General features: G+C 43.0%; 7 protein-coding genes. All 7 read right to left on the minus strand.

What is annotated here, in order from left to right; all coding sequences use genetic code 11:
- Window positions 1-41: 41 nt before the first annotated feature.
- The 7 genes from adhE to pgmB all read right to left on the minus strand — a co-directional run bounded on the left by adhE (window position 42) and on the right by pgmB (window position 12,170).
- Window positions 42-2,663 carry a bifunctional acetaldehyde-CoA/alcohol dehydrogenase gene (gene adhE, locus NSQ91_RS22660; RefSeq protein ID WP_036682925.1) on the minus strand — a complete coding sequence of 874 codons (2,622 nt, stop codon included), beginning with the start codon at window positions 2,661-2,663 and terminating at the stop codon, window positions 42-44.
- 408 nt (window positions 2,664-3,071) lie between these two features.
- Window positions 3,072-4,538 carry an ABC transporter substrate-binding protein gene (locus NSQ91_RS22665; protein ID WP_076303977.1) on the minus strand — a complete coding sequence of 489 codons (1,467 nt, stop codon included), beginning with the start codon at window positions 4,536-4,538 and terminating at the stop codon, window positions 3,072-3,074.
- A gap of 132 nt (window positions 4,539-4,670) precedes the next feature.
- Complete coding sequence (locus tag NSQ91_RS22670; protein WP_036682930.1) at window positions 4,671-5,543, minus strand: carbohydrate ABC transporter permease; 873 nt, start codon at window positions 5,541-5,543, stop codon at window positions 4,671-4,673.
- Between the two features lies 1 nt (window position 5,544).
- Window positions 5,545-6,372, minus strand: a complete 828-nt coding sequence (locus NSQ91_RS22675; RefSeq protein ID WP_370510708.1) for a carbohydrate ABC transporter permease — start codon at window positions 6,370-6,372, stop codon at window positions 5,545-5,547.
- Between the two features lie 210 nt (window positions 6,373-6,582).
- Window positions 6,583-7,911: a response regulator gene (locus NSQ91_RS22680; RefSeq protein WP_076278412.1), complete on the minus strand. Its 1,329-nt coding sequence runs from the start codon at window positions 7,909-7,911 to the stop codon at window positions 6,583-6,585.
- Window positions 7,912-7,930: 19 nt separating this feature from the next.
- Window positions 7,931-9,724: a cache domain-containing sensor histidine kinase gene (locus NSQ91_RS22685; protein ID WP_340919922.1), complete on the minus strand. Its 1,794-nt coding sequence runs from the start codon at window positions 9,722-9,724 to the stop codon at window positions 7,931-7,933.
- 1,807 nt (window positions 9,725-11,531) lie between these two features.
- Window positions 11,532-12,170 carry a beta-phosphoglucomutase gene (gene pgmB, locus NSQ91_RS22690; protein ID WP_076193075.1) on the minus strand — a complete coding sequence of 213 codons (639 nt, stop codon included), beginning with the start codon at window positions 12,168-12,170 and terminating at the stop codon, window positions 11,532-11,534.
- Window positions 12,171-12,189 lie beyond the last annotated feature (19 nt).

A 12,189-nucleotide genomic window follows, 5' to 3' on the forward strand; every position in this document is an offset into this window, starting at 1 on the left:
TATCTAATCCACAACCATCCTATTATCTACTTAACCAAATATTAATTATCAAATCTTCCGTAGAAAGCATTACGATATACATCTGCAAGTTCAGATACCAGTGGCAGCTTAGGATTGGCAGTTGTACATTGATCTTCAAATGCACGGTCAGCCAAGTAATCTACATGGGATTCAAAATCCTTAGGATCAAAGCCCAATTGTTGGAAGGATTCTTCGATACCCAGTTTTTTGTTCATGTCGCGAATAGCATTGATCAGGCTAGTTACACCTTCTTCAGTTGTGCGAGCTGGCAATCCCAGAATACGGGCGATTTCTGCATAACGCTCGTCAGCTACGAAGTGTGAATATTTAGGGAACGAAGCGAACTTCGTAGGTTTCTTAGCATTGTAACGAATAACGTGTGGCATAAGGATCGCATTAGTTCGACCGTGAGCAGTGTGATATTGACCGCCCCATTTATGCGCCAAGCTGTGGTTAATACCCAGGAAAGCATTAGCAAAGGCCATACCAGCAAGTGTTGATGCGTTATGCATTTTTTCACGGGCAACTCTGTCGCCTTCAAGAGCCGATTTTTCAAGGTATTGGAATACCAATTGGATTGCTTTAATTGCCAGACCATCCGTGTAGTCACTCGCCATAACAGATACATAAGCTTCGATGGCATGTGTCAATACGTCCATACCTGTATCAGCTACAGCAGTTTTTGGCAAGCTATATACGAACTCTGGATCAATGATAGCTACGTCTGGAGTTAGCTCGTAGTCAGCCAAAGGATATTTAGTGTGTTGTTCAGTTGTTTTATCGGTAATAACTGCGAAAGATGTTACTTCCGAACCTGTACCCGAAGTAGTTGGAATCGCTACAAACTTAGCTTTGTTTCCAAGTTTAGGGAATTTGTAAACCCGTTTACGGATATCCATGAATTTTTGTTTCAGACCGTTAAAGTCAGCGTCTGGATGTTCATAGAATAACCACATTCCTTTTGCAGCATCCATTGGGGAACCACCACCAAGTGCGATGATGCAGTCCGGTTGGAATCTGTTCATCATTGCTGTACCTTTTTCAACTGTAGTTGTCGATGGATCTGGTTCAACTTCCGAGAACACTTCGATCGCTACAGGAGTTTGGCGTTGACGCAGGTAATGTTCAACTCTCTCAACATATCCAAGCTTAACCATCATTGGGTCAGTGATAATTGCGACACGTGTGATATCAGGCATTTTGGTCAGGTACTGAGTAGCGCCTTTTTCGAAATAGATCTTGTCAGGTACTTTAAACCATTGCATATTCACGGTACGACGATTCACCCTTTTCACGTTGATCAAATTAATTGCTGTAACGTTTTGCGACACGGAGTTACGACCATAAGATCCGCAGCCCAGCGTCAACGAAGGGATGTTAGTGTTATAGATATCGCCGATCGCACCATGAGTGGAAGGCGAGTTAACGAGAATACGTCCTGTTTGCAGACGGTTAGAGAACTTCATGATTACTTCTTCGTTGTTGGAGTGGATAGCCGAACTATGGCCCATACCACCAAATTCAACAACTTGTGCTGCGCGTTCAATACCTTGATCTGCGTTTTTAACTTTGTAGCAAGCAAGCACAGGACTCAATTTTTCAGCGGACAATGGATATTTAGTGCCTACACCTTCAAGTTCTGCTACCAGAATCTTAGTGCCGGCAGGAACTTGAATGCCGCACATTTCAGCAATTTTCACTGCGGATTGTCCTACGATTGCTGGGTTAACTGCACATTTATCAACGTTCATAGCGCCGCTAGTCAGTTTGGCAGCTTCTTCTTTGTTAACAAAGTAGCAGCCATTAGCGATCATTTTCTTTTTCACTTGATCGAAGATTGGTTCTTCGATAATAACAGCTTGCTCGGAAGCACAGATCATACCATTATCAAATGTTTTGGAAAGAATGATGTCCGTTACGGCTTGATCGATATCCGCGCTCTTTTCGATGAATGCAGGTACGTTACCAGGACCTACGCCAAGAGCTGGTTTACCACAGCTATAAGCTGCTTTTACCATTGCAGAACCGCCAGTTGCAAGAATAAGTGCAACGTCAGGGTTATTCATCAAAGCGTTTGTTTTGTCCATCGTTGGCATTTCAATCCATTGGATACAATTCTCAGGTGCGCCAGCTTTTACAGCCGCATCATGAAGAATTCTAGCAGCTGCTGCACTACACTCTTGCGCAGATGGGTGGAAACCGAATATAATAGGGTTCCGTGTCTTAATCGAAATCAACGCTTTAAACATCGTGGTGGATGTAGGGTTGGTTACCGGTGTGATACCCATTACAATTCCGACGGGCTCAGCAATTTTTTGGAAGCTTTCATAAGCATTGTCTTCAATAACGCCTACTGTTTTATCGTATTTAATTCCGTGCCAGATATATTCTGTCGAGAAGATGTTTTTAGTAATTTTGTCTTCGTAAACCCCGCGGCCAGTTTCTTCTACAGCCAATTTAGCGAGGTACATATGTTTGTCGAGTCCAGCCAACGCCATTGCATGAACGATTGTGTCAACTTGCTCTTGATCCAGCGCCATGAATGCCTCATGTGCTTTTTTCGCTTTATCCACCAAAGTCTGAATATACTCTTCAGCGGTAGTTTGTTTAACTTGGGCGGCGACTTCGTTCTTAACTGCCATCTCCCTCGTCCTCCTGTCAATTTTTAGGTTGTTTTTCTCTACACATTTATCTTATCACATCATTTCCACCTTGTATAGTGAAATCTTTCACAAAGTATAAAGTTTTTTTGATTTGTTTTCAAAGCGCTTTCATTCGATCATATTATAGGTTTTTTACCATTATTTACGCTTTATTATTCCTTAAATCTAAAGTTTATGTTTAAAAAGACAAGAACCGATACCCATTTTCTACCTTTCCGCTCGCAAAAATATTTTAAAAATGCAAATCTAATTTTGTTGACACTCTATTTTTCTCATGACCCTCTAAAAAATAGTCGGAAGCCATCCGTCGTGTTGATTTATAAAAATATCAATAATATAAACATAAAAAAACCGACTCCTAAAGGAGCCGGTTCTGTCCTTCCTTGCCTATTCTACTTTAATTGTATCGAAGAATTTCTCCTGCACTGTTTTTGCAGCAGCTTCAAGCTGTGTCTTGGAATCTGTTCCTTTTTTGGAGAACAGCTCTTGAATTACATTGGACATGGTTGCGTAGTAGTCCTGTGTATTGTATTGCGCTTCCGGTTTACCGTCCAGCAAGCCTAAAATATCAGGGCTGTATTGATATACATTTGTATATTTATCATACACAGCTTTTGTTTTCTTACCGAAGTCAGAATCTGAAGAATAGTAATCTAAGAGCGGCGGAATAAAGTATTTGCCATCCGTTGTACGTTGTTGCAGAACCGCATCCAGTGCTTCTAGACCTTTATCGGAGAAGTAATCAAATGTAATATAACGAAATGCCATTTCTTGCTCGTCTGGTGTTGCATTTGGATTGATTACAAGGTAGTCACCACCAAGTACCCCAGTGTGTTTTCCGCCTTTTTCCATCGCAGGCATTGGATACGTAAGTACATCTTCTGGTTTCAGACCGCCTTGATTCAACGCTTGCTCAATAACACCGTCAGATCCAGCCATTACCATTGCTGTACGACTTTGTTGGAATGCGCCTACAGCATCACCCCAGCCCAGTGCCCAGTCCTGAGGAATCGCGTTTGCTTCCCATCTAAGTTTCTTGTAGAAATCCAGCGCTTTAATCCCAGCCTCAGAATTAAAAGTAGCTACAACCTTACCGCCTTCAATCTTCTGAATTTCACCGCCAGCCTCGAACAGGAAGTTGGTCCAGTTCCAGCCTGCTTCATTCCCTTTACCCATTGGAGCAATACCGGAAATCCCTTTTTTGGTATCAGCTACACCTTTCGCGGTATTCAGCATATCATCCCAAGTCCAATCCATAGATGGAACAGCAACGCCTTTTTCATCCAGCATTTTTTTGTTGATCATTGTGGTTGTTACATAACCCTTTTGAGTAACGCCGAATACTTTTCCGTCAATGATAAATTGGTTTTGGAGAACCGGGTTAATTTGATCCTTAAATTCGTATTTATTCCACAGATCCGTAATGTCAGCTACCCAGCCTTTTTCAACTAGGAATTTTGCTTCTGTAGCGTAAGTGTTAAAGAAGGTTGGAGCTTCATTCGCTGCCATTTTGATGCCGATTTCACTTACATTGTACTGCCAATCGTCTTTGACGATTTCAACATTCGGATACTCCTCTTGGAAACGTTTGATCTTGTCATCTTCCTGTGCTCTAACTTCGGTTAGGTCAGGGGTTGGATAGTGAATTTTGATGGTCACTTTTCTTTGTGTGATATCATCAGTTGGCGCTGCTGTAGCACTGCCAGCATTATCTGTTGCAGCATTCGTTGGCGCAGTAGTCGCTTCCCCTTCCTTGTTTCCTGTTGTGTTTCCGTTATTGTTGTTACCGCCGCATGCGGTTAACAATGATCCGGCCACAAGGAGGCTTAGTAGCACGCTAGAGTACTTACGCATTGAAACTCCCCTTTTCAATTCATAGTTATCTTACATATCGATCATAAAAGAGAAATCGTTTACAAACGAGGTGCATTTATATTCCTTTCATGTGCATGTTTACGATCCGTGACTAAATTCGTCGATCCGCGCTTATCCCTTAACTGCTGATAATGCGACGCCACGCATAATGAACTTTTGGAAGATCAGGAAGACAAGGATCGGCGGCAACGATACGATAAATAGGATAGCGAATTTAATATTCGTATTAAGTGCCTTTACATTAATAACGTATTTATAGATTGCTGTCGCGAGCGTATATTTCTCTTCACTGTGCATAACCAGAGATGGCCAGAACCAGTCATTCCATGCAGTAGAAAAGATAAAGATCGCCAGCGTAGCAAATATCGGAACCGACAATGGCACTGCAATGGAGAAAAAGCTTCTCGGCTCAGAGGAGCCGTCAATCCGCGCGGCTTCAAAAATTTCAGGATGTATCCCATCAAAAAAGTTCTTTAAGAGTAGAAAATAGAATGTATTCGCACCAGCCGGCAGCCAAAAGGCAGCGTACTGATTCAGTAATCCAAGCTCTTTTAGATTGACAAAGTTGGGAATCATGTAGCTGGTCGCCGGAATAAATAATGTCATCAGGAAAAAGAAATAAATTGCCTTTCTGTAAGGAACATTCATACGAGAAATGCTGAAAGCAGACATTCCCAATACGACTAGTGTCACGACCATATTCCCCACAAAAATATAAATAGTGTTCTTAAGGAACATCAGCAGATCAATGTAGTTCATCGCTTCTTTAAGGTTGCTGAAGTGCCATTCCTGCGGGAAAAAATGCGGTGGGAATGAGTTCACCTCTTGATTCGATTTCAGTCCGTTAAATAACGTCATACAGATCGGATACAGCATGCTAAACACCATAATCAAAATAACCACGCACATCAAGCCATAAACGATCTTATTGCTTGTTTTTTTCAAATCATGTTCTGAGAGAATCCCTCTATCTGCGCTCTTCATCTTAGTTGTCCTCCTTGTTAAGCTTGAACTGTAAAATGCCCAAACCACCTAGGACTATGAACATTAGCATGCCAAGCGCAGTCGCTGTTCCATAATCGAGTCGCGTAAAAGCATATTTTACGATCAGCAGCGCATAGGTAAGCGTAGTATTATTCGGCCCACCATCAAGCAGCGCCATTTGTGACTGATACCCTTGTGAAGTCCCGATAATCTGTAATATAAACATCAAAATGATCAAATTACGTAGCGAAGGCAATGTGATGTACTTTATACGTGCCCACACACCCGCCCCATCAATCTCAGCTGCTTCATACCAATCCCGCGGAATGCTGAGTACAGCAGCCAAGTATATTAACATCCCTGATCCAAACTGCTGCCACGTCTCCATAAAAACAAGGGAAATCATCGACCACCTTGTATCTGTCAGGAAGGCAACCTGGTCCACACCAAGCGAGCTTAATACTGCATTGATTGGGCCCACAGGATCATAAAGCCATCTCCAGAGTCCATATAGCACCACACCAGGCATTACAAAAGGTAGGTAAGCCGCTACCCGCACAAAGCCCCCAAACCTTCTCAGCTCCGAGATCATAATAGCAAAAGCAATCGGAACCCAGAACCCGATAATAAGACATAGAAGCATGTAATACCCTGTATTTTTTAACGCGGTCAAAACATCCGGATCACTAAGGGCTCTAGCATAGTTCTCAAAGCCAACAAAGCTATTCCCTTTTACAAAATCAACATGGTAGAAGCTGTACAACAAGCCTTTAAAAATTGGCACCCACAAGAACATTACAAAAATAATCACAGCAGGTACGAGGAACATATATCCCCAAAAGTTTTTCTTCCAGCGGTTTTGCTTGTAAGGTGTACCCTTCAGCGCCGGCGGATTTTCGGATACAACTGCGGTTTGATTCATCAGGCTCCCTCATTCCATTTTTCTTTCAGCATTTTTCGCAAAATGCTTCCTACCTTAAATTGTAGAAAATGAGGGTTGTACTGAACATGTCTAAATCTACCGAAGTAGTATGTGTTTTTACTTCTTCAATTCACTGGGGCTAATCCCATAATATTTTTTGAAAATTTTACTAAAATGCTCCGGTGATTCATAACCTACACGCTCGGCGATTTCGTATCTGCGAAGATCTGTGTTCAAAATCATCTCCCGGCTTTCTTCCATCCGCAGCTTAATTACATATTCCCACAGGTTGTAACCTGTATTTTTCTTAAACAGATAGCTCAAATAATTGGGGCTGACATGGTTTTTCTTAGCCACTTCATGGATGGTTAATCCTTTTTGCGCATAGTTCTCGTCAATATACTCTCTCGCTTTCTCTACAATCAGATTGCTGCGTGTATGAAGCTCTTCTACTGAAGGATCGGTTGTGTAGCTGTTCCAATTAAAATCCCCGTAGTAAAACACATAATGGTCATTGTGTTCATTATTCCAGAGAATGGCTTTGGAGGCTTGACGGTTCAATACAGCCATAAAAGAAAGACCCTTGAGAATCTGGCTGATGCCGATAACTGCATTTAAGTGCAGATATTTTTGAATATTAAAATGAAGACTACGGCCAAGGATATCTAGCCTATTAATTTGGCTGGCAGACGAATCTTCATAGCTTTTTTCATCCCACTGAATAATGATCGTAATCTCTTCATCCTCTGCGTAAAAGGCTGTCGAGTTCCACTCCTGATCCATCAGCTCTTTGGCGATATTCAGCGCGGCATAACAAAGAAGCCGTCTGTCCCGCAGGGTGTAGTGCTTCTCCTGATTCGTTCCAGCCAGAGGTACCTTAATTTTTAAGACGGAAAAATACGGCCCTTGCAGCTTCAGGTTATCCAGCTTTTGCAAGCGTTCTGCATCACACAGTACACCTTCAGGCTCAATGAGCAGCTCATTCAATAACTTGCTGTATTCCGGAAGCGGCTCTTCCAGCCGAAAGCTTTCGTTAATTCCTGACATGAAAATATCCAATTCTGGTGATGGTTTCCCCATCTTAAGCAGCACATTTCGCACCGAATCCAGAAATTGCTCACTATTCAAAGGTTTGATCAAATAATCCTTCGCTCCAAGCCTAACGGCCATTTGCGCATATTGAAACGTCTCGTGTGCAGAAATCACGATGGTCTGTACCCAGGGTTTGGCCAATTTTGCATGCTGCATTAGATCAATCCCGCTCATTGCACCCATCTGAATATCAGTAACGAGCAGGTCTATTTCCTCCATCCGAATGCAGTCCAGCGCTTCAAAACCACTGTTTGCTGTATAAATATGGTCTATGTTTAACCCCGAAGAAGCTAATAAATTGCTCAGCCCTTTACAAATCAAGGGTTCGTCATCCACAACTAATATATTGAACATATCTGTATGCTCCCCTTCCTTAGTCCTGATTCTCTGATTTCGGAAGCTTAACCGTCACCAATGTACCGCCCTCTTTACGAGGGGTATAGCTGATGCCATAATCAGAGCCGAAGTGTAAATGAATACGCTGGTTAATGTTGCGAATCCCGTAACCGCTGGCCGGATTTGGACTGTCGTCATTCAGCACAGCTTCGATGGCCTGATAATCAACAGTCTTATAGCCATTATCTTCAATAGTGATCTCGACGGTATCGTCCACACAAACTGCGCTAATGATGATTTCCCCATCCTCGCCCGTATTTTTGACACCATGAATAATAGCATTCTCAATTAACGGCTGCAGGGTAATTTTAGGAATTAGATTTCTTTTCGTATCTGGATGAATCTCCATTACTACACGAAATATATAATCATACCGGTGCTGCTGCAGCTTGATGTAGGCCGTTGCATGCTCCAGCTCTTCTTCAAGGCTAATCAGCTCCCTTCCCCGACTGAGGCTAATCTTCATAAGCTTGGATAATTCCTTGATCATCTCGGCGGATTCAACGTTACCTTCCAGCGAGCTTTTCCAGTAAATACTCTCCAAAGTGTTGTAGAGCAAATGCGGATTGATCTGCTGATAGAGCAGTTGAAGCTGTGATTCCTTCTGTTTTAGCTCCATCTGGTATTTATAAGTAATTAGTCCATTTAGCCTGCGGGCCATGTCATAGGTAGATCCAATCAGCACACTGACCTCATCGTTACTCCCTCTTTTTGGCGTCTCAGGGACACGATTGCCTGGCTCAAACTTCCGGACGAAAAAAGCTAACTTTTGCAAAGGCGTCATTAATGAACGCCAGAAATAAGTAATCATGATTAATCCAAAAACAGCATAGGCCACAGTTATGTATTGAATCACACTTTTCATTTCGTTTTGTTGCTGCAGCAGCGCTTTTACGGCGATTTTGTAGACTAGCTTCTGTCCTAAGGCATGGTTATTATTGACCACATAAATAAAATCCGAGGTAATAACATCCACGGTTCCCTCCAAATCCTCAGCAACGACCGTCTCCGGCAGCGTAATGATCTCACCAGTATTATTCGTAGTAGAAGCGAGTACACGATTATCCAGATCTGTTAAGTAAATATCACCATCAGGCAACGATATGGATTTAAGGGATTCTCCGATTTTTGCGTCCATTTTGGTAATGACTAAAACCCCAATGGTCTCAGCTTTTCTGGAGATGTTATTGACAGCTCTCATATAGGTAAGAGTCTTCAAGTTTTCCGCTTGTGCACTTAGCTTCCCTGTAAATTTTAGAGATCCGCGACCCTTTTTCTGGACAACCTCCTCGAACCAATAGGGCTCTTCCGCTTTGGAAAAGAAATATACTCCCGCCTTCTTAACCTGTGGGAAATTGGGTGCAAAAAAATAATAATCCTCGGGATCGTATATATAAAGGGAATAATAGATGCCGTCCCCACGCTCCGCTCCCTGCGAGTAACTGACCAACAGCTTCTCTATCGTCTCATATCGTTTAACCCGCTCCAGAATGGTATCCGAACCCGTCATATTAATCTGTTGAATCAGAGGATTTTGAATTACAGTGGTAGTAATTTTATTTACGGTATCGATATCTCGGTTAATAATGGTGAAGTTTTGCTTGTTCAGCTCTACATAAGCATTCGTCACATGGCGCTTCAGAATTTGCTCAGCCTTCATATTCCCGTAAATGTTCAAAAACAGAATCGGCGAGATCATAATCAGAAACAGCAGGATAAGCTGTTGTTTGACGTTTAGCTTCAAAATCGGCCTAATCAGCCTAGACAACATCGAGATACACCTCCGGGTTCAATAACTATATCAAAGTGATAAACGCTTACATATGTTTATTTTAAAGTTTTTTATGTTCATTTGTATGTAGTTTTTTCTGTTGGGCGGATAAAAAGAGCATGATGATATGTCCGCCACTACGTAGAGCGTTTGGGCTTACGATCGCTGTTATCCTCAGATTTCCTGATTTTATACCGCTGAGCGGTAGAAATCCGAGGATAAAGGCGACCACTGGCGTTTCTCCAGCTCCAAACCTCCACTTCGCAACTCCATCAACGGAACTCTAAAAACCGCAAACAGAAAAAGTGGGAGGCGACGTAAAGGACACTGCGTGGGGCTAGGAGGAATGAACTCTATATGGAAGAAGTACCATGTATGTTCTTGAACACTTGAACACTCAAGTACTTCAATACTTGAATGTGCTTTGTTGTTGGGCGTCTGGATTGCTTGATGTGCGATGGTGGCGTTGTAGGGCGTTGTGGGCGTTGGATTACTTAATGTGCGACTTACTACTTATTCGGCGTTTTACATTTCCACACACACTCTTTTCACGATGAGCTATCGGACTCAGATGCAGCTATTTGAACAAATTCCTGCTTTTACGGGGAGGTTCGGACTCCAGAGGCGTTATTCGTTCCAAACGTGTGCGATACGAGGGCTTTTCGAGCCAATAGCGACTATGGGGTCCGATAGGATCGCAAATGAGCCGGATTATTACTTATAGCGACTATGCGGTCCGATAAACTGTTGAGCTTTTTGACTAACCTTCTGAATTATTTACTGTGCGACTTGCTGCTTGTTGTGCGTTTGGATTACTCAATGTGCGACTTACTACTTATTCGGCGTTTTGCATTCCCACACACACTCTTTTCACGATGAGCGATCGGACTCAGATGCAGCTATTTGAACAAATTCCTGCTTTTACGGGGAGGTTCGGACCCCAGAGGCGTTATTCGTTCCAAACGTGTGCGATATGAGGGCTTTTCGAGCCAATAGCGACTATGGGGTCCGATAGGTTCGCAAATGAGCCGGATTATTACTTATAGCGACTATGCGGTCCGATAAACTGTTGAGCTTTTTGACTAACCTTCTGAATTATTTACTGTGCGACTTGCTGCTTGTTGTGCGTTTGGATTACTCAATGTGCGACTTACCACTTATTCGGCGTTTTGCATTCCCACACACACTCTTTTCACGATGAGCGATCGGACTCAGATGCAGCTATTTGAACAAATTCCTGCTTTTACGGGGAGTTTCGGACCCCAGAGGCGTTATTCGTTCCAATCGTGTGCGATGTGAAAGATTTTCGCGCCAATAGCGACTATGCGGTCCGATAGGTTCGCAAATGAGCCGGATTATTACTTATAGAGACTATGGGGTCCGATAAACTGTTGAGCTTTTTGACTAACCTTCTGAATTATTTACTGTGCGACTTGCTGCTTGTTGTGCGTTTGGATTACTCAATGTGCGACTTACTACTTATTCGGCGTTTTGCATTCCCACACACACTCTTTTCACGATAAGCTATCGGACTCAGATGCAGCTATTTGAACGAATTCCTGCTTTTACAGAGAGGTTCGGACTCCAGAAGCGTTATTCGTTCCAAACATGCGCGATACGAGGACTTTTCGAGCCAATAGCGACTATGGGGTCCGATAGGCTCGCAAATGAGCCGATTTATGGCTAATAGCGACTATGGGGTCCGATAGAAAGTCTGAGCTAGCTAAATACAGAGACTTTGCACAAAAAAAGACCGCCCCCAAAGTCATCCGCTACTTTGGAGTCGGTCCCATGTTCATTTAGAGCCTTAGTCTGTCAGCAGCTCATACAATCCTTTTACGACCAGATCAGCTTCCTTCAGCACCTCAGGTTTGCCGATACCTACAACCTCCATCCCAGCAGCTTTACCTGCTTGAACGCCTGCCTCAGCATCTTCAAACACAACACATTCATCCGGCTGCAAGCCTATCTCCTGAGCCGCGATCAGGAACACCTCTGGGTCCGGTTTGGCTAGTGACACTTTGTTGCCGTCAATAACTGCATCAAATAAGTCTGTAATGTTCAGCTTATTCAAAATAAACTCAGCGTTCTTACTGGCTGAACCTAACGCAATCCCAATCCCACGTGATCTCAATCCTGTTAGGTATTCTTTCACTCCAGGCAGCAGCTCCGATTCCTCGAGTCGAGAAATGTATTCTACGTACAGGCGGTTTTTCTTCTCCGCCATTGCCAGCTTCTCTGCTTCCTTAAATTCCAGGCCACCCACTTCCAGCAGGATATCAAGTGATCTCATCCGGCTCACACCTTTAAGCCGTTCGTTATCCTCCTCCGTGAATTTAAAGCCAAGCTCATCTGCAAGACTCGCCCACGCCAAATAATGATATTTGGCTGTATCTACGATCACGCCATCCAGATCAAAGATGGCGCCTTTCATATTTTCCAACATTGATTTGCTTCCTCTCCGT

The organism is Paenibacillus sp. FSL R7-0048 (assembly GCF_038004505.1).
Lineage (GTDB): Bacteria > Bacillota > Bacilli > Paenibacillales > Paenibacillaceae > Paenibacillus_AQ > Paenibacillus_AQ odorifer.

Bases quoted from the DNA above. Each gene is read 5' to 3' on its own strand.
- NSQ91_RS22670 (WP_036682930.1), bottom strand. From the start codon at position 5,543: ATGAAGAGCGCAGATAGAGGGATTCTCTCAGAACATGATTTGAAAAAA.
- NSQ91_RS22680 (WP_076278412.1), bottom strand. From the start codon at position 7,911: ATGTTCAATATATTAGTTGTGGATGACGAACCCTTGATTTGTAAAGGG.
- NSQ91_RS22685 (WP_340919922.1), bottom strand. From the start codon at position 9,724: ATGTTGTCTAGGCTGATTAGGCCGATTTTGAAGCTAAACGTCAAACAA.
- NSQ91_RS22665 (WP_076303977.1), bottom strand. From the start codon at position 4,538: ATGCGTAAGTACTCTAGCGTGCTACTAAGCCTCCTTGTGGCCGGATCA.
- adhE (WP_036682925.1), bottom strand. From the start codon at position 2,663: ATGGCAGTTAAGAACGAAGTCGCCGCCCAAGTTAAACAAACTACCGCT.
- pgmB (WP_076193075.1), bottom strand. From the start codon at position 12,170: ATGTTGGAAAATATGAAAGGCGCCATCTTTGATCTGGATGGCGTGATC.
- NSQ91_RS22675 (WP_370510708.1), bottom strand. From the start codon at position 6,372: ATGTTCCTCGTACCTGCTGTGATTATTTTTGTAATGTTCTTGTGGGTG.